Here is a 21,416-nt window from a genome sequence, read left to right as displayed (position 1 = left end):
CTTGTGAACATGGGGAGTGACAAGCATCGGAAATAATGAGCATAAGAAGGTGATAGCGTTTACTTACAGCTTTATCTGCATGGTGGGGAAAGACGTGCTTATAGAATTTACATTTCTCCATAAAAAAATGCCGTTATTCACCGGTGAATTTTACCGGTGAATAACGGCACTTGTCGTGCGATATTCACGTGTTGCATTAAAATTAATGAAGCGGCGTTTGATTCTGATGCTCGCAAATGCTGAACTGAATGATTTCAAGAGCATCCTCCTGCTCCAGAATACTCAGCCCGTCCCTTAGAACGATCATGGAATTTAGTTCCTTCTGTCTAAAGAACGGTATCATTTCCGGGAACCACTTCATGACGATTTGTGACAATTTTACCGTTTCCATTTCCATAAAAATCACCCTTTCCTTCCAAATTGGTTAGGCAGGACGTTCTTTTGTAAAACGGAAAAACAATTAAAATTGGGCCAAAGCGATGCCCGGGAAACAGATCTCATGAATATTGTAGGAACCGCGCACAAATATTATACCACATATTTACCAACCCCTCACAGGTGGTAAATATTTAGTTCTTGCGGAATTGACCCATGACAGCCGTGGTTTCCACGATATTAACAAAGGCCAGGGGGTCTGTTTCTGTAATAATTTGTTTTAGCTCAGCCAGCTCATATCGCGTCGTGACGGTCATAAGCATATCCTTTTCTTTATGACTGAAGGCTCCCTCGGTTTTGATCTTGGTTATGCCGCGGGGGCGCTTGAGCAGTTTCTCCAGCAGGGCTTCCGTCTGGTTCGTGACAATAAAGACGGTAACCTTGATATGACTGACATGGAGCATATCCACCATTTTTCCGGCAACATAGATGGAAGCCATCGAGGCGAGGGCCAGATTCCAGTCGTCTTCCAAATAAGCAACCGCCATAATGACGATGGCGTTCAGCGTCACGAGTACACTTCCAACGGGGAAGTCCCGATATTTCGTAACGAGGGAGCCGATGATATCAAAGCCCCCGGTAGAACCGCCAACCCGAAAGGAGAGGCCGGTGCCGAATCCGACAAGCACGCCGCCGAAAACGGAGGAGAGCAGCATCTCGGTTGCAACCGGAGTAACTGGAATGAGCTCAAGGAACAGGGTAGTAACGATAACCGAGATCACGCTGAGACCAACGAATCTTTTGCCAAGCTTGAACCAACCGGTTATAAGAATCGGGATATTAAGCACAAAATACATGATGCTGATATTTAGCGGCGTGAAATAGCCGATAATCAGAGCCACGCCGGAAACGCCACCGCTAAGCAGATGATGGGGAATCAGAAATAAATTAAATCCGCCGGCGATAATGATGCCGCCGAATACGATCGCGAAATAGGTCCATAGACGCTTCAACATAGGAATCACCTCCCGGTTATTATGACTTCTTTAAGCTTGCTGGTATTCCAGAAATGTTTTGTGATATAATGTATTGGATATTCTTGAGTAGTCCGTTACATTGATAACTTTGCAAGCTTATCAGGATGATTATACATTATCCAGTCAACATACTGGTGATAAGAGAAATATACCGGTTCACCTCGTGCAGAAAATCCTGCTGGCCGGGAAAGCCTATAAACGTTACCGCTACTTAAGAATACAGAGAAGAAAGTGGAAGTCCACAGATAGAAGGAGTATGAACCTATTGAAAAATTTCGCAGATTTTGGCTTGGAGCCGCGCGTGCTGCAAGCAATTACTGAACTTGGCTTTGAGGAAGCCACACCGATCCAATCCCAATCGATTCCGATTGCTCTTACCGGCAAGGATATGATTGGACAAGCACAGACGGGTACGGGTAAGACAGCAGCATTCGGCCTTCCTCTTATTCACAAGATCGCCAAGGAAGAGGAGCGTATCGTCGCTCTCATTATGACACCAACCCGTGAACTTGCCATCCAGGTTGCTGAAGAAATCGGTAAACTGTCCCGTTTTAAAGGAATCCGTTCCTTGGCTATTTATGGTGGACAAGATATCGGGCGTCAGATTCGCGCTTTGAAAAAGAAGCCTCAAATTATTATCGGCACACCAGGTCGACTACTTGACCACATCAACAGAAAAACCATCCGACTTGATGATGTCCAAACCGTTGTATTGGATGAAGCGGATGAAATGCTGGACATGGGCTTTATGGAAGACATCCAGTCGATCCTTAAGCTTGTTCCTGAAGAGCGTCAAACCTTGCTGTTCTCCGCAACTATGCCGGCTAACATTCAGAAGCTGGCATCCCAGTTCCTTAAAGAACCTGAGCATGTATCCGTTATTCCTAAGCACGTTAGTGCACCTCTGATCGATCAAGCATATATCGAAGTTCCTGAGCGTCAAAAATTCGAAGCCTTGAGCCGCCTTCTGGATATGGAGTCACCTGAGCTTGCGATTGTCTTCGGACGTACCAAGCGCCGTGTTGACGAATTGGCAGAAGCATTGCAAAAACGTGGATACTCGGCAGATGGCCTTCATGGTGACCTGTCCCAGCACCAACGGGATACCGTTATGCGTAAATTCCGTGACGGAAGCATCGATGTCCTCGTGGCAACCGATGTGGCAGCACGCGGTCTCGACGTATCGGGCGTTACCCATGTTGTAAACTTTGACTTGCCGCAAGATCCGGAAAGTTATGTACACCGTATCGGACGTACAGGCCGCGCTGGTAAGGAAGGTACGGCTTGGTCCTTCGTGACGCCGCGTGAAATGGATCATCTGTATTTCATCGAGCGTGTGACTCGTCACCGAATTCCACGCAAGCCGTTGCCAACGATTGCCGAAGCGATTGAAGGCAAACAACGTATCATCGCTGAGCGTGTGCTTGAAATCATTGACCAAGGTGAATTGACCGAATACAAAGGTCTCGCGATTCAATTGCTGGAGCAGTACGATTCCGTACAGTTGCTGGCAGCTGCAATGAAAATCCTGACAGGCGACAAGAAGGAAGCATCCGATATTCATCTTACGCCTGAAGATCCGATCCGTGCAAAACGCCGGAAGCCGGACATTCGCAATGGCCGTAAGCCAAGCGGTGGCTATGGTGGCCGCAGCAGCGGCGGTGGATATCGCCGTGATGGCGGAAGCGGCAGCGGTAGCGGTGGTAACCGTGGCGGCTACTCCAAAGGCGGATACAATCGTGATGGCGGCGGCAGCAGTTATGGCAACCGCGATGGCGGTGGCTACAACCGTGACCGCAACAATAGCGGTGACCGTAAACCGCGTTCCTACAGCGGCGGCGAACGTCGTCCTAACCGGAGCGGAGACGAATAGTATTTACGGTTAACTTTATCTGACTGAAGTAACCGAGCACAAAAGACGAAGCAGTTGCCCACGCTAAGTGAAGCCCGCTTCGTCTTTTGTTTATGTTTAAAGGGGATGCACCCTGGGTGCATCCCCTTTAAACTTGCAGTTTTAGATCAATAACAGCTGATCTGTTTCACTGAATGGTTCAGGGAGTCATTAGATATAGAATGTGCTGAGAATAATTACAAGGAGAATGAACAGAACCAAGACAATACCGACATTTGATCCGTAGCCGTACCCGCCGCCACCTTCACAAGACATACATAATCCCTCCTCTTTTAATTTGGAAATTCAAGCTTGTTGAACGGATTACGAGATATCGTATGGAAAAACGATGGCGCTGGATTGGACATTCACCCAGGTGCGTATAAATTAGGCTCTGGCAATGCATGTACAAAATAAGGTATATTAATAGATACATGCATGATTTGAGTGAGGAGGAAACGGATTTGGAAATGAAAGGAGCCATGGGTGGCTTATACAAGCTCACCGAGTGGATTACCCGTATTGCTTTTTCGAACATCTTGTGGGTTATTTGTACATCGCCTTTCCTGTTTATTGTTCTAACTAAATTCCTGATGGCCGTTCAGACACCGGATGCGCATAATGAGCAGCTGCTGTCCAACTGGGTTCTCGGAATATTATCACCGTTTGTTCTGTTTCCGGCTACGGCGGCTTTATTTACCGTTGTACGTAAGTGGGTCATGGGCAATCCGGATGTGTCCGTATTCAAAACGTTCTTTAAGGGTTATAAGGAAAATTACAAGCAGAGCATGATCGGCGGCATTTTTTATACGCTGCTGTTCGTGATTATGTATGTGGATTACACGGTTTATATGACGCAGCTTGATGGTTTCCAGCTTGTCGGCATTGTGATGCTCGTGCTGCTTATCGTGCTGTTTGTTTCCCTGTTTAATTTCTTCTCCATGACTGTCCATTATGAGATGAAAACGATGCAGCTGTTGAAAAATGCCGTACTGCTGACATTGATTCGCCCGTTCCGGGTATTTTCGACGTTGATCGGAAGCGCTGTCTTGGCATATATCGGCACGCAGATGCCGGTGCTGTTCGTGTTCTTCCTGTTCTGCCTGATGGCATTGTTTGCGTTCTTTAACTTCTATGCTACCTTTACCAAAATGCAGGAACAGCAGGAGAAGATGAAGAAAGCCGAGGAAGAGGAGTCTGAAACCGAACAAGCTCTTCTGGAAAGCATGGATGCTGCCCAAAAGGGAGATAATGGATCGAAACCTTAATATGCGAGGTTTACTTTTCCGGCAAAACCCCCTATAATAAGACTACATCCTGCGATGTTCGTTTCGGTTTTCCGTTGTTTTGAACCAATGACGATGTCTAGGGAGATCTATACGTAATCGTGGCTGAAATGCCCTGTCTATATGACAAGGGGAATTCATAAGCGGTTCTGCGGTCACCCACCTGCTAATGCAGGTTCGAAGACAATGTTTACCGGACGGCATAGGCGGGTTTCGTTAAACCAATGAATGGGCACCTCTTTCATTTCGAATTTGAAGTGAAAGAGGTGCCTTTTTGCTATATATAAAGGTTTGCTGAAAGCATAAACAATGTTAAACTAGAGTATGGATGGAACGGTCATTTATAAAGGAGGAACGGTCTTTGTCATTAAAACGAGTTCTAATTGGTATCGTGCGCAGCTATGACGGCACAAGCGACCGTGCTAAAGATCCCAAGCTGAAGACGCGTTATTACAATCTTTCAAAAGAAAAGTGTTTTGAAGAGGTTTCCTCGACACTAAAAAAAATTCCGGGTTACAAAGTTCTGCATGAGGTTAAATCCGTGGGAGAAATTACGCTCGAGAAAAGAACCTCGTTTGGACGTACACTGGACATTACCGTATCCGTGCTTGGCATCAGTCCGGTTCGCAGCGCAGTTGATATGTATTCGGCGTCCCGCGGTTCTCTAGGGGATCTGGGAGCGAACTACCGGGTTATCTTGAACCTGTACGCTGTTCTGGATAAGAAACTGAGCAAGTATAAAGTGGATGCTTAGTAGAATAAGAAAAAGCGGGAGAGCTGCTCTCCCGCTTTTTAAAAGTGTGCAGTGTATGTAGCCTTTGGCGTGTTACCGCAAAGATTTTACTGCATCGATCGCGGCTTCGTAATTCGGGTGCTCCGTCATCTCACCAAGGTATTCTACATAGGTGATGGTATCGTTAGTATCCACGACGAAGATCGAACGCATGTCGAGCTGGAATTCCTTGATGAGCACGCCATACGCTTCACCGAAAGAACGCGATTTATAGTCGGACAGCGTAATGACCCGGTCAACGCCTGCAGCTCCGCACCAGCGAGCTTGGGCGAACGGAAGGTCGGCACTGATCGTAAGGATCACCACATCATCGCCTAGACCGGCGGCTTCTTCATTGAAACGGCGAGTCTGTGCGTCGCATACCCCGGTGTCGAGGGAAGGAACGACACTGATTAGCTTGATTTTACCGGCATAATCCTTAAGAGATGCGTCTTCGAGCAGGTTTTTGCTCACTGTAAAATCCGGCGCGGCATCACCAGCCTTGAGCTGTGGTCCGATGAGTGTAATAGGATTGCCTTTGAAAGTGGCAGCTCCTGAACGTTCTTGAGCCATGAGAAATCTCCTCCTTGGATATCAAAGTTTGGTGATCAGGTTCATGGTACATTATAATCTTTTTAAAAAGGGAATGTCCACTAAGGGGCATCCCTGGCCTGATTTAGGATGAGGAGGATGCTATGATATTCGTACGTTATGAAAATTGGAAAAGTTATTTGCGTTATTATCCCGTTACATCGCTGCTGCTCGTGATCAACCTGGTGATGTTTGCGATCACTTCCTTTGACGGCGGTTCCAGAAATCCGGTTACGCTGCTGAAATATGGAGCTTTATCGGATTTGCCGCAATTCGTTGACCAAACATGGAGATACTTTACGGCGATGTTCCTGCATAATGGATTTGATCATTTATTATTCAACAGCTTCGCACTGCTGGTATTTGTTCCCCCGCTGGAGAGAATCATGGGGAGCTGGAAGTTTGCCATTCTGTATCTGCTCAGCGGTGTTCTCGGTAATGTAATCGGTTTGGCTTATTATGAGCGCATGGAGAGTTATACCTTCCTTGTAGGCGCATCAGGAGCCATTTACGGAGCTTATGGCGCTTATCTGTACATCGCCCTGTTCCAGCGACATGTCATTGATGAGTCGTCCCGCAAGACGCTGTTCACCCTGCTTATTTTGGGGATTCTGTTCTCGTTTACCCCAGGGGTCAGCCTTGTAGCACATGTCGGCGGATTGGTAGGCGGATTTTTCCTCTACGGTCTCATGATTCGATTATTTAAACGTCGAACATAATCGGACCTTAGAGGGGTCTGTTATAATAGAATTGGATGATTTGATAAAGTCTTCAAGTCTTCTAGGGAATAAGAATGGAGCGATAAAAGGCGTGGAATTACGACAGTTGCAATACTTTGTAAAGGTTGCGCAAAAGGAACACGTTACCCAAGCGGCAGAAGAACTTCATGTGGCTCAGTCAGCCGTCAGCCGTCAAATACATCAGTTGGAAGAAGAGCTTGGTGTTAATTTGTTCATGCAAAAAGGCCGGAATCTGCAGTTAACCCCGGTAGGTCAGCTTTTTTGCAAACGGGTGGAGAGCATTATGAAGGACTTGGACCGTGCGGTCGTCGAGATACATGAATTTCTGGACCCGGAGCAGGGGGAGATCCGCATCGGATTCCCGCACAGCCTGGGCATCCATTTGATTCCGTCCATTGTGGCTGAATTCCGGAAGAAATACCCGAACGTGAAGTTCCGGTTCAAGCAGGGGATGTTCCCGACTTTGATCCGGGACGTGGTTGGGGCTGAAGTGGATTTGGCATTTGTGTCGCCGTTTCCGGATCGTCATGATCAAGTGGATGGAGATATCGTCTTGACAGAGGAGTTGTTTGCGATCCTGCCGCCGAATCACCCGCTTGCGGGGGAGCAGTCCATCAAGCTGGAGCAGTTGAAAGAGGAGCGCTTTGTGCTGTTCAGCAAAGGCTACTCCTTGCGTCCGATTGTGTGGCATGCCTGCCTGGAAGCCGGGTTCACGCCGAAAATTGCTTTTGAAGGCGAGGAAACGGATACGATCCGCGGGCTGGTTGCAGCCGGTATGGGGGTCAGTTTGCTTCCTGAAATGGCGCTATTCCAGACGAATCCGCTGCAGCCGGCACGCGTCCGGATCTCGGAGCCGAAGGTAACGCGTTCCATCGGTCTGATTCACCGCGCGGACGAGAAGCTGCCACCGGTTGCGCAAGCCTTCCGTGCGTTTCTGCTTCAATATTTTGGTATTGATCCGTCACCGAAAAAGGAAGGGAAAGCGGATTCCACAACAACTCCCTAACCTGGCTTCATTCATCAAGAATAACCTAATACAAAAAGAGGGCTTTCCTTCTCCGCCAAACCATGGTAGAGAGGAAAGCCCTTTGTTGTTACGCTTTATTAAACTATTCCCGGTTGCTTGTAAAGATCATGATATAACGGATCAGCTCAAGCAGAGAGATCAAGGCGGCAGCGACATAGGTCAGAGCTGCGGCGTTCAATACTTTAGCGACTCCGCGCTCTTCGTCATTGGCGATATAGCCTTCTTGAACCATCAGCTGACGGGCACGATTACTTGCGTTAAACTCGACCGGCAGGGTGACAAGCTGGAAGGCAACGGCGCAAGAGAAGAAGAGAATGCCGAGACCGACCAGATTCATGGCTTGGAACAAGAATCCCGCAATCAAGAGAAACGGAGCGATACCCGATGCGAAATTTACGACAGGGAACATCTTGTGCCGGGCGACAAGCATCGGATAGTGTTCCGCATGCTGGATCGCATGGCCGACCTCGTGACAAGCAACAGAGACAGCCGAGATGGAACGTTCATAATAAACGGGCTCGGACAAACGCACAACGCGCTTAGTCGGATCATAGTGGTCGGAGAGTGTGCCTGGCACCGGTTCAATCGGAACATCGTGGAGACCGCTCGCATCCAGCATGTGCCGGGCAGCATCGTATCCGGTCATGCCGGTGCTGTTCTCAACCTTGGCCCATTTATTAAATGTGCCTTTGACCCGGAACTGAGCCCAGAGCGAGAATATAAAAGCGATAATAATGAGAATAAACATCCAGTCAGAATACATATATCATACCCCCATACAAAGTTGTCGTTTGGTTCTTCACCATTACATCGAAGTGAACTGGTTCAACAAAATTTGAATCGACTCGATACAGGCAGCTCCTTTAGGAAGGATGTTAGCAAGTACTTCCCGGGCTTGACTTGGTTTTAATTCACGCAGAAGCGGGTTGAGTTCCTTCACATCCCGTTCCAGCTGTCTCATCTGTATTTCGAGCTTGGTTAGCTTCTCCGTCATTTCGGAATCATCGGGTACCGACTTCCAGCGATCCAGTCTCTCCTTAATCTCATCGAGAGTATATTTCTCTTGCTTTAACTGATTAATACGTTCGAGAGTGCTTAAGGTTTCAGAACTGTACAACCGGTAATTTTTTAACGTCCGTTTCTCAGGGGAGATTAAACCCAGCTTCGTATAATAGTCAATGGTTCTTTCGCTGATTCCAGCAACCTTGGCCAGCTCACCGATCCGGAAAAGGTTTCCTCTCGTGATCCCCATCATTCATCACCTCACAAGCTTTCATTGAATTGGACATTAATGAATGCATTTATATTTTCATTTTAATAGAAATATGATACATGATCATGAACCATACAGTCAAACGTCATAGTTGTGACAAAAAAACATGGATGTTTAGTCGTCTTTTTTAACTCTACATAATGTTAGACGATTTGCACTGAATGCACTTAATGTTAGATTATATTACACAAATGGTGTTTATCATGAAAAAAATCGTTGCAGATATTCATTCACCCCCCTATAATGACAATATGAATTCAAGTTGATGTTATATTAGTTGACATTAAGGGGAGTGTAAAACATGAACAAAAGATGGCTAGGTTTAATTGCGGGAGCAATCGCATTGCTTGCATTCCCGGCGAGCGCGTTCGCCGCTGATGGAGGAGCCACAAATGTTGAATTAACGGCTGGTTTGAACTCCGTGTTCGTATTCTTGGCAGCATTGCTCGTATTCTTCATGCAAGCAGGGTTCGCACTGCTGGAAGCCGGATCGGTTCGTATGAAGAATGCAGGCCACGTTGCCGGTAAAACATTCCTGACCTTCGGCATTTCGATCGTGGCCTTCTGGGCGCTAGGATTTGGCCTGGCATTCGGTAACGGGAACAGCTTTTTCGGATTTGAAGGTTTTTTCTTAAGCGGTGACAATGCATCAGGCTCATTTGATTCCTTGTCCGCTTACGATGTGCCAACGACCATTATGTTTCTGTTCCATTTATCCTTTGCAGCCGTCTCCTTGGCTATCGCTTGCGGCGGTATGGCCGAACGTGCGAAGCTTAGCGTTTATATCGTGTTCGGATTGCTGTTCACCATCGTGATTTACCCGATTGTTGCTCACTGGGTGTGGGGCGGCGGCTGGCTTGGGGCTCTGGGTATGCAGGACTTTGCCGGATCGACGGTCGTTCACTTGACAGGTGCTACAGCGGCGCTGGTGGCTACCGTTCTTCTGAAACCCCGACTTGGCAAATATAATAAGGACGGGAAGCCTAACAGCATCCCAGGTCACAACCAGGTATTATCGGTACTCGGCGTGTTCATCATCTGGATTGGTTGGTTCGGATTTAATCCGGGGAGCACCATCTCCGCACTCACGGACGGCTTCTTCGGGTTCGTGGCTTTAAATACGAATATCGCAGCAGCGGCAGGTGCGCTTGCAGCGTTGCTGATCTCTTGGGCGGTTCTGGGCAAAGCGGATATACCCAGCATGCTGAACGGTATCCTCGCTGCATTTGTTGCCATCACAGGGGCTTGCGCATTCGTGGAACCTTGGGCGGCTGTTGTTATCGGTGCAGTAGCCGGTACGATTACCTTCTTTACGGCTCAGTGGTTTGACCGCAAAGGCATTGATGATCCTGTATATGCATTCTCCGTACATGGTATTGCCGGTATGTGGGGTGCCGTATCCACCGGTTTGTTCGCAGCACCGAGACTTGTTGAAATTACAGGCGTAGGCAAAGAAGGTTTGTTCTACGGCGGGGGCTTCGGTCAGCTTGGCGTTCAGCTTCTGGGTCTGATCGGAACGTTTGCATTCGTTCTCGTGATCTCTTTCATCATTCTGTATATCATGAAAGTCACGATGGGTATTCGCGTAACGGAGGAAGAAGAATTGATGGGCCTTGATATCAGTGAACACGGAACTTACGGATATCCGGAGCAAATGAAACTTCTGGTGGAATCGGAAGGGAACTCCCCTGAGTTTCGTTCCGGAGGCAAAGCGTTACCTGGAAGCGACACCGCATTATAAATAATAAACTCGAAATGGTTAATGAATATGCAATAAGGAGGCCGCGGCATGAAACCTCTGAAATCCGTCAATCTGTTTCCGGTATTCTCGGAAATTCAGACAGCAGCAACAGCCCAGCAATTACGAGATGAACGGATCGCTTGTCAGAAACATCTGATCGAGATGCGTCATGACATGGAGCTGAGAGAGTGGATCGCATCCGTCAATACGATGCACGATCTGATTGGACAGCGTGCCGCGGCAATCTGTGAGCAGGACATGTGGGAGGCTGGCTTGGGCCGGCCTCCTGCGCGTTATGCGTTTGTTGCTTTTGGCAGCAGCGGAAGGCAGGAAGCTACGTTGTGGAGTGATCAGGACAATGGACTGATCATTGGCGATGAGCTGGAGGAGGATCAGCTCCCTTTTTTTCGGGAATTTGGCCTTCGGCTGGCGAATCTGCTGGAGGATGCAGGCTATCCCAAATGTTCGGGAAAGGTAATGTGTTCGGAACCATTATGGAGCAAAAAGCTTGGCGATTGGAAAAATCAGATTAGCGAGTGGTGTGAAGACCAGCAGTGGGAGCCGATTCGCAATTTCATCATCGCCTCGGATCTCCGTCATGTAGCAGGAGATGGCAAACTATCGGAGGAATGGGTTGACCATTTCCGAAGCTCTGTCGAGCTGCACCCGAGCATCGGCAATGCCGTGCTGCGAAACACGGTCAAGCATAAGGCAACGCTAAATGTCATGGGACGAATAGTGACGGAGCGGTTTGGTGAGCATGCCGGTGAATTTGACGTGAAGTATGGCGTCTATATTCCGCTTGTGAACAGCATTCGCACGATGGCGCTGCAAAGAGGCATCATCGAAACTTCAACGCAAAAGCGCATGGAGAAGGTGATGCTGCTTGAGGGCGGCAACCTCCTGCTGGAAAGCGTGCAGCGTGCTTTCTTGACGGCGCTTCGGCTGAGAAATAACACGCCCCATAGGCTGGAGAACGGGCTGATCATCAGCAGCGGGTATATCCCGCAGGAGCAGCTCAAGAACAAAACCATGCAGTACGAGCTTCGCGATACGCTTGGTGTGGTCAGACGGATACACCGGTCATTGCAGCGAGAGCACCGTTTTGCGGAGAGGAGGAACCCATGACTGAACCGGGACAATCGAACGGTGGGTTCTGGAGATCACTCCGCTTGGGTGACTTTAATTCCGCCATCGCCTCCATGCGCGGCGCGCAGACAGCGCAGCAGTTGGCCTTCATCCGATCCCAGATGAAGGATAACCGGAGGCCGGAGGTTCTGGGTACCCCGCTGGACGAGCTGGAAGTTGTCGTATTTGATCTGGAGTCGACGGGGTTCAATCACCAGCACGGTGATGAAATTTTGTCATTCGGTGCAATCAAGGTCATCGGCGAGCAAGTGATCGAGAACGAAACCTTTCATATGATCGTTAACAGCGGTGCTCCTGTTCCTCCATTCATTGCTGAGCTGACGGGAATTACGCAGCATATGGTTGATGCAGCCCCGCCTTTAATGGAGGGGCTGCATGATTTCATGGCTTTTATAGGAGGCAGGGTGCTTGTTGCCCATGCCGCTGCGCATGACCGTGGATTCCTGAACGCAGCCTTGTGGAAGACATCGAAGGTCCGATTAACCCATCGGCTCCTCGATACGATGATGCTCGCACAGAGATTATATCCTGAGCAGAAGGACTACAGTCTGGATGAGCTGCTGCGGAGCAGCGGCATCCCGGTGGAGGGCCGGCATCATGCTCTGTCCGACGCGCGCATGACTGCCCGGTTGTGGGCGGATTATATGAAAGAAATTCAAGCGCGCGGCCATGCAACCACGCTGGGAGATTTGTATGTCTATCTAAGCGAGGCATAACCTCTTGAACATAATGGATGCAGCAATAGCTTATTACCCTATTTGATCTGGCAAGGAATCGGGGCTAGGGAATAGGACTCCGCTGCCGGACGAACCCAGGAATTTGACGGTAGATCGCTGTCTAATTCGGTGGGTTCTTTTCCCCGAATAATTTTGTAGGCATGAAGCTGCAATGGTCTCAAGCCGGGAGGGTTCGGAGCTGCAGGAGATCCGATGGCATACACCTGAAGCAATCCGCCGAAGGATGGAAGCTGCAGCAGATCCTCGCCGGACGGCTCAGGGGATGTGTGCGGGTGACTGTGAAACAAACCGACGATTCCTTTTTCAGTTAACACCAAGCGGGTCCATTGAACAGGGTCCAGATGAAAAGAATGCAGCGGAAACTCCGCTGTATTTTTTACGGGGATAAATTGCGTAACAGTTACCGATCGGCTTGTTGCACTAGAGTGCCCGATAAGGACGCCACAGGCTTCCTCTGGCAGACAATCATACGTATAGTCCGATAGATGCTGTTGTACTGCCGCGTGCAGCAGAAGCTGCTCCAGGGCCATGTCAGACGGGTTCATCTTTTTCCCTCCCGGGCTATAATTGAAATTGATCGCGTGTTTGAAAGATCAGGGTTTCAGGGTACAATAAGGACTATAACTAAGTTTAGCAAAGGAACCTATACCTATGAAACGAAATATCATCATTCTCGTCCTGCTTGTTGTTGCGGCAGGCGCTGTAATCTATAACCAAGCCGGCGACAACATTCAAGCCGTCTTCACGCAGGAGAAGCCGCTCCCGACGGAGACAGGCGCCAAGGCTGGACTGCTTGCCCCCACCTTCACCTTGAAGGGGATGGACGACAAGACCTATGCCGGCGGCGGAGCGCGCGATAAAGCAATGGTCGTCAATTTTTGGGCATCATGGTGTGAACCGTGCAAGCAAGAAGCCCCGGAGCTCGATAAGTTGGCGGCGGAATATGCAGATGAGCTGGAAATCTACGGCGTGAACGTGTCCAAGTATGACAATGAGAAGAAAGCCCGTCAATTCGTTAAGGATTTTGAACTCCGGTATCCGATCCTTCTCGATCCCAAAGGAGAAGTGTTCGAGGAGTTGTATAAAGGCCAGGTCTTCCCAACGAATGTGCTGATTGATCGAAACGGCGTGATCCAGGAAATCATTCTGGGCGCTCCGGATCCCAAGGATCTTCGCAAGAAGGTAACCAAGCTGTTGAATTAGTTGTGAAGCGAAAGGCGGCGGAAACACCAAAAAAGCGCGGCCACCATGTTCATGACATGGCGGATACGCGCTTTTTATATTTGGATACAGCCTTAGTGATTAACCAACCCTTGTCTAGTCGCGGACTCATGCACCTGTTCCGGTGAGATTTGGCCGAGCAGCGCATAGCGCATACTGTCCACCAGCGCTTCCCAGCTCGCCTCAATGACGTTGCTGGAGACCCCGACGGTGTTCCAGGAATTCTCAAAGTTCTTGGACTCGATCAGCACCCGTACTTTGGCTGCCGTCGCATCCTTGTCATCGAGCACCCGTACCTTATAGTCAGCGAGATGCATTTGCTTGAGTGTCGGGAAGTATTGGACCAGCGCTTTACGCAGCGCGTTGTCAAGCGCATTGACCGGACCGTTGCCTTCTGCCGCAGTGTAGATGCTCTCACCGGCAACGTTGACTTTAACGAAGGCTTCGGAGACAACCGGTTGCCCGGCTGATTTCTCTACCAGCATTTTGAAGGATTCGAAGGTAAACAGCTCCTTAAGCTCTCCGTTCGCTTCCCGAAGAAGCAGCTCCAGGGAGGCGTCCGCGCCTTCGAATTGATATCCTTCATGCTCAAGATCCTTGATTTTTCCGATAATATGCTTGGATTGTTCACTAGCCGGATCAAAGTCAAGACCCATGTCTTGCGCCTTCGATACGATGTTGCTCTGTCCTGCAAGCTCGGAAACAAGCACGCGCTGCTTGTTTCCGACTTTCTCCGGTTCGATATGCTCGTACGTTCTAGAATCGCGCAGGATCGCCGAAACATGGATGCCTCCCTTATGGGCAAAGGCAGCGTTACCCACATACGGCTGGTTAACCGGCATATTGACGTTGGCGATTTCACTGATATACCGTGCGGTATTTGTCAGCGTGCGTAGGTTATCGTCTCCGATGCACTCATAGCCCAGCTTCAACTGCAGATTCGGGATGATGGAGCACAGGTTGGCATTCCCGCAACGTTCCCCATAACCGTTCATCGTTCCCTGCACATGCTGGACACCAGCCTGTACGGCACTCAGGGTGTTGGCAACGGCAAGCTCGCAATCGTTGTGGGTGTGAATGCCGAGTGGAGCGCCGGGCAATGGACCCGCTAAAGATGTAACAATGTTCGAGATCTCGTGCGGGAGACTGCCGCCGTTCGTATCGCACATGACAAGCCAATCAGCGCCTGCCTCTCGTGCTTTGGACAATACGGCAACAGCATATTCGGGATTGTTCTTATAGCCGTCAAAAAAGTGCTCGGCATCAAAAATCACTTCGAGGCCTTTTTGCTTCAGGAAAGCGATGGAATCATAGATCATCGCCAGATTCTCTTCGAGTGTCGTCTGAAGCGCGGTATGGACGTGGAAATCCCATGACTTCCCGACCAAAGTGGCCGCAGAAACGCCGGATTCCAAAATCCGAAGCAGATTGGCATCCTGGTCGGCGATGGAGCCTTTGCGGCGAGTGCTGCCAAACGCGGTTACTTTTGAGGTTAAGCCGAGATCCTGGACTCTTTTGAAAAATTCGATGTCCTTGCTGTTGCTTCCCGGGATACCGCCTTCAATATAATGAACACCAAGAGCATCGAGTTTCTTGGCGATTTTGACCTTGTCGTCCGCCGACAAGCTGATTCCTTCGCCTTGGGTTCCGTCGCGAAGTGTCGTATCAAAGATGGAAATGGACTTAGACATGATGTCCTCCTTTGGGTGTCCGGGATTGGACCGCATTGTTTATAATTTTGTATTATAACATTTCTTTGCGGGAAAGTAACAGAGTAAAACAAACTTTTCCGGTAGGGGCCCATCCTTGACCATCGTCGGGCGCGAGCGTTATGCTGAAGGCGTTAGAACAGTCTTCGTAATTCTTCATGGAATGACATGAAGACACTTCATTGACTGAAGAAGATATAATGGAATGGAGTTTATGACATGATTCAATATTCTAATGATCAGGTGACGATTTTCCAAAGTGCATTATTTCAGACCACTTCAACGGTCATCCAGTTGGATGAGAGCATCATAATCATCGATCCGAACTGGCTGCCGCACGAAATCGAGGAGATTCGAGAACATGTTAACGCGGTTCGGGGAAACCGGGAATGTTATCTCATCTTCACGCATGGGGACTACGACCACATTATCGGATATAAAGCTTTCCCGGACGCCAAGACGATTGGGAGTGCCGGACTCAGAGATGACCCGAAAAAAGAAGATAAACTGAAATCAATTCGTGATTTTGACGCTTCCCACTATATTACTCGCGATTATCCCATAGAATTCCCGGTACTTGATATCGTTATCGAGAAAGATGGACAACAGCTCGCAATGGGCTCCACAACGCTTACATTCTATAGAGCACCGGGACATACGGCCGACGGCTTGTTTACCGTGATTGATTCTGTGGGAGTATTTGCAGCCGGTGACTACTTATCCGATTTTGAGCTCCCATTTATCTTCCAAAGTGCGAGGGACTATGAAGGAACGATTCGCCAAGCTGCAAGGATTCTTAGGGAGCATCCGGTTACATTGCTTATCCCTGGGCATGGCCGGCATACGACAAGCCGAACCGAGATGAATCGAAGAGTGGAGGCAGCCCGGAGTTATCTGGAGCGACTGCGTCAGGCTGTTATAGAGGGCGATGATACGGCCCTTGACCAGCTGCGACAGGAGCATGGGTTTGTCTCTGAATTCACGGGAAAGTGCCATAAGGAAAACGTGAGAATCATTCAAAATGAACTTCAAGATGAGGGCGGCAACAAGACTTAAGTAGAACCGTTCCGAAGAAAGGAAGAAAGAAGGAAATCTGCGTGGGACATATCGACAATTATTATCCGGCCAGCGGCCGCGTTATACTTCATGTGGATATGAATGCTTTTTACTGTTCTGTACACGAAGCGGAGGAGCCGGAACTTTACCGGGGCAAGCCCACGGCTGTCGCGGGCAGCATCGAGCTGCGAAAAGGCGTCATCGTCACCTGCTCCTATGCGGCACGGTCACTCGGGATCCGCACAGGAATGAACGTGAGACAGGCGCTGCGGATCTACCCTGACCTGATGATCATCCAGCCGGATTTTCATCTGTACCGCAAGTATTCCAATGCATTTATGAATATAGCATATGCCTATACGCCGCTGTTGGAGGCGACTTCGATTGACGAATGTTACCTGGATATAACGGGATCGAAGCAGTTCGGAACCCCCCTGGATATCGCCCGGGAGATCCAGGAGCGCATTCGCGAGGAGTTGTCGCTGCCTTGCTCCGTCGGCATTGCTCCGAATAAATTGCTGGCCAAGATGGCCTCGGACATGAAAAAGCCCAACGGGCTATCCGTGCTGCGGATACGGGATGTCCCGCAGGTACTCTGGAACAGACCCTGCGCAGAGCTGTTTGGCATCGGGAGTAAAACAGCCGACAAGCTGCGTAAGTTGAACATTCAGACGATCGGACAGTTGGCCGCTGCCGATGAAGGCCTGCTGACCTCGACTTTTGGCGTAATGGGGTCATGGATGAAAAGGGCAGCCAGCGGCATCGACCATGCTCCTGTCGTTGCGGAGCGGGAACAGAGCAAATCGATCGGACACACGACCACGCTCCCGCAGGATGTTACTTCGGCGGAGGAGGCGCGAAGGGTGTTGCTGAATCTGAGCGATCAGGTAGCGCGCCGGCTCCGCAGGCAGGGTCTTATGACCAGCGGCATACAGATCACGCTGCGTACACCGGATATGAAGACCATCACCCGGTCGAGGCATCTGGCCATTCCGACGGAAAATACCGAGGATATCTACCGGGAAGCGTGCGAGCTGTATCACCGGCACTGGAAGCAGGACAAGCCGCTTCGTCTGCTTGGCGTAACGCTGCAGCAGCTTATCGCGAAGGAGGAATCCGCCATTCAGCTGGATTTGTTCGATTACGAGAAACAGCCAAAGAAAGAATCGCTGACCCGGGTCATGGACGAGCTGCGCAATAAATTCGGCGAGAGTGCGGTGCTGACCGCCGGCATGCTGGGAGATGACCCATCGTCCTTAATCCGCAATCATAAGCGGAGAGGTACATCTTTACAGATGGATTTTGTAAGGGATCTGGGGAACGATAATAAAAATGCCGTTCAGCCGCCCGCGAAGGACCCGGACCGCGATTAGCCTTTTTTTTGATAGCTGAAGCTCCTTCATTTCCTTTGAAAATAACAAATTATTGTCGGAAAATGTTAGGAAATATATTTGTATTCCTAAAAAAATTGTATTAATATATGTAGATGGTGGCGGGAGACCGTCAGCTTATACTATGTTTATAGAGATGTTTATAGATATACAGGAGGAAGAGAGACTATGGCGAAGTTTACTTGGGTAGATAAAGATACCTGCATTGCTTGCGGCGCATGCGGAGCAACGGCACCCGATATTTACGATTACGACGACGAAGGCCTGGCAGAAGTTATTTTTGACGGAGACAACAACCGCGGGGTAACTGAAATTCCGGAAGATATGCATGATGATATGCTGGATGCCTGCGATGGCTGCCCAACAGATTCAATTCGGATTGCAGACGAGCCGTTTAACGCAGAATAACCAATACCGCTTTAAGCCCTGATATTCCATCTTGAACTTATACCGACGCCCTCTGCCCGACAAAGGCAGGGGGCGTTTTTTCGTATCCGACGATTCATACATAATTGGAGCGTTTATTCCGATATACAGGATAATAGAGGCAAAAATGTCATAAAAGGAGGCTCCCGAATGAACAATTCGCTGTACCTCAAAAGGTATGTGGAGACGCATCCTGATAATAAAATGGCCTGGTACCTGCTGGGGAAGGAATATGAGCAGGCCGGCGAACAGGGCAAGGCAAATTACTGCTACAACAAGGCAGAAGGGGTCTATGAAGCCTTCGAGCTTAGTCAGGTCCCGTCCGATATATGGAAAAATTACGAACAGCGTTTATTGGAGATGGAGAGGGACAAGGACCGCAGGCGAAAAAGAACCCGGCGTTTGCTTGCTGCGCTGGTGTTATTGCTGCTGGTATTCCTTCCTCCAGCCCAGGCACCGGGCTCCGTTCCGGGGGATTTTGCATCAGATGTGTTTCCGCCGAATGAGCCGGTATCCGCCACGGCCGTTAACAAAGAGAAGCGGGATTCGCGTAAAGAACCGCTGTATACCGCCGTTGCTTCCGGTCAGGGGAAGGATTCCGCCGGAGCCCTGTCCTCATTGCTTCGGCATCCGCAGGCATTGCCGAATTGGTCGGTTGCGCTGGGGATGAAGCAATCGGGCAAGTGGCAGTTATGGAGCAAGGACATGGAACGTTTATACGGATTGCATCGGGATGCTAAAGGCGCCATTGCGATCCAGCCATATGAAGGAGCTGAATTGGAGTGTGATTGCAAGCCTGCGGACAGTTCGCAGCTAAAGCGGAGCGCGGGGCAATGGGCGGATCTGCAAGTCGAGACGGCCGTGCTGCAGGAAGCGGCCAACCAGTATAAGGCTCGGCATGGACGCCTGCCTAAAGGCTTGAACGAACTGACGCAGCCGTATCCGAATAATTGGCTGTCCGGCCGTTCGAAAGCAATGGAGGAGATGTTCGGAGCATTAATGAAGCATAAGTCCCAAGGAACTGGCGGCCCTAAGGACCAGCCGGGGCAGCAGCCTGGGAACGACCCGGAGGAGATTGGATATTGGGGGACTTCGCCGAACGGGGATCCTTTTTTTGAGCAGCCGCTTCAGGTCATCATTGACCGGAAACATCATCGGCTTGCCGTTGTCAGCGGCACCGTCATGCTGCGCAATTATGCGGTCGGGCTTGGAGGAGCGAAAACGCCGCTGGGTGATTTTCATATTAATGACAAGGTTGTTAATCCGAACGGGACCACGAAGGGCCCCTATGGGACGCGGGGAATGCAGCTGTCCGATACGCAATACGCGATACACGGTACGCTAGATGTGGACAGTATCGGAGCGAATGAATCTGAGGGCTGCATCCGTATGCTTAAAGAGGATATGGAGGAGCTGTTTGATCTGGTTCCGATGGGAACCGTCGTGACAATTCGGGAAGGGGTTCTGCCCGAGGACCTGTGGACGCCGAAAGAGCGTTTTAAGCTCAAGCTTGCCCAGGGGCAGACCAACCCCAACAAGATGTATCACTGGCTGGATTAAGGCTGGGCGATCACAATCAGAACGATAATCAGGATAATAAGAAGAGCGATGCCGGAGCTGATCCATAGTATGGCCTTCTTATTAACCTCTTCTTTTTTCTGCTGCAAGGTCGGAGGCTTACGTTTGGCTGACATGTCTTTCCCCTCTTTCTCTTCATGATCATGAAAATGATTTGTACAATCCTCCTTTATTGTAAGGGGTTTGTCCCGAAATTGCCATATCGCTTTCTCGTCAGGACGATCGCCCGGTTTATGCTGAAGAACTTTCTTTTTGAGGCAGAAACGGATAAACTGAAGGATAGAGAAATAACTGGATGAGAGGAAGAGTGGATGTGCTGTACCGCAACATAGGCAAACCTATATTTTTTAAACTCGATCCCGAGAAAGCTCACCACCTTGTGGTTGGCGGCCTTGGACGTGCCTCCGGCGTGGTCGGCGCAGACGCTGTCATGCGAGGGATGTACGGTGTTAGCGAAACACCGGATTTGGCGGTGGACCTGTTCGGGCTTCATTTCCCGACACCGGTCGGACTTGCCGCCGGGTTAGATAAAAATGCCCAGGCCGTCAAAGGTTTCTCTTCCATAGGCTTCGGATTTATGGAAGTAGGAACGGTGACCCCGAAGGGACAACCGGGCAACGAACAGCCGCGATTGTTCCGGCTTCCTCCGGATGAGGCACTCATCAACCGGATGGGTTTCAACAACGAAGGGGCCGAGGCGATGGCAAAAAGGCTGTCCGCACTCAAGGCACGCCGTATTCCGGTTGCCGTCAACATCGGAAAGAACAAGGCGACTCCGAACGAGAAAGCCAACGGTGATTACGAAGCTTGCATTCAAGCTTTATTTCCGTATGGCGACTTTTTTGTTGTCAACATCAGTTCCCCGAACACGCCGGACTTGCGCAGCCTTCAGCATGGGAGTGAATTATCATCCTTGCTGGAAGCCGTGAAGAACGAAATGTCCCGCCAAGCCAAGATCCATGGAGGCGAGAAGGCCGTCCTGGTGAAGATTGCGCCGGATGTGAGTGATGAGGAACTGGAATTCATGGTGGATACGATTAGTGCAAGCGGCGTTTCTGGCATTATCGCCACGAACACGACGCTTTCCCGGGATGGCCTGACGCACAGTAACGCCAAAGAAACCGGCGGCCTTAGCGGCAAACCGCTGCGTAACCGATCGACGGAGATCGTATCCCGGATTTACAAGCAGACCGGCGGTGCGCTTCCGATTATCGGCTCTGGCGGAATTTTTACGGCAAGTGATGCTTATGACAAAATACGCGCGGGCGCAAGCCTGGTGGAAATTTATACAGCACTTATCTATGAAGGGCCTGAGGTGAACCGCAAGCTTCATTCCGGTCTCCGGGAGCTGCTTGCACGGGATGGCTTCAGCCATATTTCCGAAGCCGTCGGGGCTAATCATCGGTAAAGGGTAAA

General features: G+C 49.8%; 23 protein-coding genes and 1 other RNA gene. 15 read left to right on the top strand and 9 right to left on the bottom strand.

The window, feature by feature from the left end; translation table 11 throughout:
• Positions 1-202: 202 nt before the first annotated feature.
• Together MHH48_RS25365 and MHH48_RS25360 are read right to left on the bottom strand one after the other, a co-directional pair.
• Positions 203-397 carry a hypothetical protein gene (locus MHH48_RS25365; RefSeq protein ID WP_076325730.1) on the bottom strand — a complete coding sequence of 65 codons (195 nt, stop codon included), beginning with the start codon at positions 395-397 and terminating at the stop codon, positions 203-205.
• 172 nt (positions 398-569) lie between these two features.
• On the bottom strand, positions 570-1,391 hold the full coding sequence (locus MHH48_RS25360) for a YitT family protein (protein WP_076325731.1): 822 nt from the start codon (positions 1,389-1,391) through the stop codon (positions 570-572).
• A 286-nt stretch (positions 1,392-1,677) separates the two neighbouring features.
• Between MHH48_RS25360 and MHH48_RS25355 the strand changes: the two genes are divergently transcribed.
• A complete protein-coding gene (locus MHH48_RS25355) occupies positions 1,678-3,285 on the top strand; it encodes a DEAD/DEAH box helicase (protein WP_076325732.1) in 1,608 nt (535 codons plus the stop codon).
• A gap of 189 nt (positions 3,286-3,474) precedes the next feature.
• On the opposite strand, the gene MHH48_RS25350 is transcribed toward MHH48_RS25355, so the two are convergent.
• Entirely contained in the window at positions 3,475-3,579 is a 105-nt protein-coding gene (locus tag MHH48_RS25350) for a YjcZ family sporulation protein (protein ID WP_207383580.1), read from the bottom strand.
• 188 nt (positions 3,580-3,767) lie between these two features.
• On the opposite strand from MHH48_RS25350, the gene MHH48_RS25345 reads away from it, so the two are divergent.
• The 3 genes from MHH48_RS25345 (at position 3,768) to MHH48_RS25335 (ending at position 5,343) form a co-directional block, all read left to right on the top strand.
• The gene (locus tag MHH48_RS25345; RefSeq protein ID WP_076325733.1) at positions 3,768-4,571 is read left to right on the top strand and encodes a DUF624 domain-containing protein; all 804 of its coding nucleotides are present in this window, start codon (positions 3,768-3,770) and stop codon (positions 4,569-4,571) included.
• Between the two features lie 43 nt (positions 4,572-4,614).
• A non-coding RNA gene (ssrS, locus tag MHH48_RS25340) (6S RNA) lies at positions 4,615-4,806 on the top strand.
• Positions 4,807-4,950: 144 nt separating this feature from the next.
• Positions 4,951-5,343, top strand: coding sequence for a DUF1499 domain-containing protein (locus MHH48_RS25335; RefSeq protein ID WP_006211699.1), 393 nt, complete (start codon positions 4,951-4,953; stop codon positions 5,341-5,343).
• A 72-nt stretch (positions 5,344-5,415) separates the two neighbouring features.
• Here the strand turns inward: MHH48_RS25335 and tpx are convergent, their stop codons facing one another.
• A complete protein-coding gene (gene tpx, locus MHH48_RS25330) occupies positions 5,416-5,934 on the bottom strand; it encodes a thiol peroxidase (RefSeq protein ID WP_076325734.1) in 519 nt (172 codons plus the stop codon).
• Between the two features lie 122 nt (positions 5,935-6,056).
• Here tpx and MHH48_RS25325 point away from each other — a divergent pair, with 122 nt between their 5' ends.
• Together MHH48_RS25325 and MHH48_RS25320 are read left to right on the top strand one after the other, a co-directional pair.
• Positions 6,057-6,671 carry a rhomboid family intramembrane serine protease gene (locus tag MHH48_RS25325; RefSeq protein ID WP_076325735.1) on the top strand — a complete coding sequence of 205 codons (615 nt, stop codon included), beginning with the start codon at positions 6,057-6,059 and terminating at the stop codon, positions 6,669-6,671.
• A gap of 91 nt (positions 6,672-6,762) precedes the next feature.
• Positions 6,763-7,698: a LysR family transcriptional regulator gene (locus MHH48_RS25320; protein ID WP_076325736.1), complete on the top strand. Its 936-nt coding sequence runs from the start codon at positions 6,763-6,765 to the stop codon at positions 7,696-7,698.
• A gap of 103 nt (positions 7,699-7,801) precedes the next feature.
• Here the strand turns inward: MHH48_RS25320 and MHH48_RS25315 are convergent, their stop codons facing one another.
• Together MHH48_RS25315 and MHH48_RS25310 are read right to left on the bottom strand one after the other, a co-directional pair.
• Positions 7,802-8,482 carry a zinc metallopeptidase gene (locus tag MHH48_RS25315; RefSeq protein ID WP_076325737.1) on the bottom strand — a complete coding sequence of 227 codons (681 nt, stop codon included), beginning with the start codon at positions 8,480-8,482 and terminating at the stop codon, positions 7,802-7,804.
• Between the two features lie 42 nt (positions 8,483-8,524).
• Positions 8,525-8,974: a MerR family transcriptional regulator gene (locus MHH48_RS25310; protein WP_076325738.1), complete on the bottom strand. Its 450-nt coding sequence runs from the start codon at positions 8,972-8,974 to the stop codon at positions 8,525-8,527.
• A gap of 319 nt (positions 8,975-9,293) precedes the next feature.
• On the opposite strand from MHH48_RS25310, the gene MHH48_RS25305 reads away from it, so the two are divergent.
• Genes MHH48_RS25305 through MHH48_RS25295 form a run of 3 tightly spaced genes read left to right on the top strand, consistent with a single transcriptional unit; the run spans position 9,294 to position 12,598 of the window.
• Positions 9,294-10,733, top strand: a complete 1,440-nt coding sequence (locus tag MHH48_RS25305; protein WP_076325739.1) for an ammonium transporter — start codon at positions 9,294-9,296, stop codon at positions 10,731-10,733.
• A 48-nt stretch (positions 10,734-10,781) separates the two neighbouring features.
• Positions 10,782-11,861 (top strand): DUF294 nucleotidyltransferase-like domain-containing protein, encoded by a 1,080-nt coding sequence (locus MHH48_RS25300; protein WP_076325740.1) that lies wholly within the window; start codon positions 10,782-10,784, stop codon positions 11,859-11,861.
• A complete protein-coding gene (locus MHH48_RS25295) occupies positions 11,858-12,598 on the top strand; it encodes a 3'-5' exonuclease (RefSeq protein WP_076325741.1) in 741 nt (246 codons plus the stop codon). The genes MHH48_RS25300 and MHH48_RS25295 overlap by 4 nt, the downstream gene beginning before the upstream one ends.
• Positions 12,599-12,636: 38 nt before the next feature.
• Here the strand turns inward: MHH48_RS25295 and MHH48_RS25290 are convergent, their stop codons facing one another.
• On the bottom strand, positions 12,637-13,164 hold the full coding sequence (locus tag MHH48_RS25290; RefSeq protein WP_076325742.1) for a M67 family metallopeptidase: 528 nt from the start codon (positions 13,162-13,164) through the stop codon (positions 12,637-12,639).
• 106 nt (positions 13,165-13,270) lie between these two features.
• Between MHH48_RS25290 and MHH48_RS25285 the strand changes: the two genes are divergently transcribed.
• Positions 13,271-13,822 carry a TlpA disulfide reductase family protein gene (locus tag MHH48_RS25285; RefSeq protein WP_076325743.1) on the top strand — a complete coding sequence of 184 codons (552 nt, stop codon included), beginning with the start codon at positions 13,271-13,273 and terminating at the stop codon, positions 13,820-13,822.
• Positions 13,823-13,914: 92 nt separating this feature from the next.
• Here MHH48_RS25285 and cimA read toward each other — a convergent pair whose 3' ends face one another.
• Positions 13,915-15,531 (bottom strand): citramalate synthase, encoded by a 1,617-nt coding sequence (gene cimA, locus MHH48_RS25280; protein ID WP_076325744.1) that lies wholly within the window; start codon positions 15,529-15,531, stop codon positions 13,915-13,917.
• Between the two features lie 237 nt (positions 15,532-15,768).
• Here cimA and MHH48_RS25275 point away from each other — a divergent pair, with 237 nt between their 5' ends.
• From MHH48_RS25275 to MHH48_RS25260, 4 genes are all read left to right on the top strand, one after another.
• Entirely contained in the window at positions 15,769-16,605 is an 837-nt protein-coding gene (locus tag MHH48_RS25275; protein ID WP_076325745.1) for an MBL fold metallo-hydrolase, read from the top strand.
• A gap of 41 nt (positions 16,606-16,646) precedes the next feature.
• Positions 16,647-17,978, top strand: coding sequence for a DNA polymerase IV (locus MHH48_RS25270; protein WP_076325746.1), 1,332 nt, complete (start codon positions 16,647-16,649; stop codon positions 17,976-17,978).
• 186 nt (positions 17,979-18,164) lie between these two features.
• Complete coding sequence (locus MHH48_RS25265; RefSeq protein WP_009594795.1) at positions 18,165-18,404, top strand: ferredoxin; 240 nt, start codon at positions 18,165-18,167, stop codon at positions 18,402-18,404.
• A 168-nt stretch (positions 18,405-18,572) separates the two neighbouring features.
• Positions 18,573-19,982: a L,D-transpeptidase gene (locus MHH48_RS25260; protein WP_076325747.1), complete on the top strand. Its 1,410-nt coding sequence runs from the start codon at positions 18,573-18,575 to the stop codon at positions 19,980-19,982.
• Here the strand turns inward: MHH48_RS25260 and MHH48_RS25255 are convergent.
• The gene (locus MHH48_RS25255; protein ID WP_015736685.1) at positions 19,979-20,116 is read right to left on the bottom strand and encodes a hypothetical protein; all 138 of its coding nucleotides are present in this window, start codon (positions 20,114-20,116) and stop codon (positions 19,979-19,981) included. The genes MHH48_RS25260 and MHH48_RS25255 overlap by 4 nt on opposite strands.
• Before the next feature lie 197 nt (positions 20,117-20,313).
• Between MHH48_RS25255 and MHH48_RS25250 the strand changes: the two genes are divergently transcribed.
• On the top strand, positions 20,314-21,408 hold the full coding sequence (locus MHH48_RS25250) for a quinone-dependent dihydroorotate dehydrogenase (protein ID WP_179090728.1): 1,095 nt from the start codon (positions 20,314-20,316) through the stop codon (positions 21,406-21,408).
• The last annotated feature ends 8 nt before the right edge of the window (positions 21,409-21,416 follow it).

This window comes from Paenibacillus sp. FSL F4-0100 (assembly GCF_037993005.1).
Taxonomy (GTDB): domain Bacteria; phylum Bacillota; class Bacilli; order Paenibacillales; family Paenibacillaceae; genus Paenibacillus_AQ.
The sequence above is the reverse complement of the archived record's forward strand: the minus strand, read 5'-3'. Positions and strand labels throughout refer to the sequence as shown.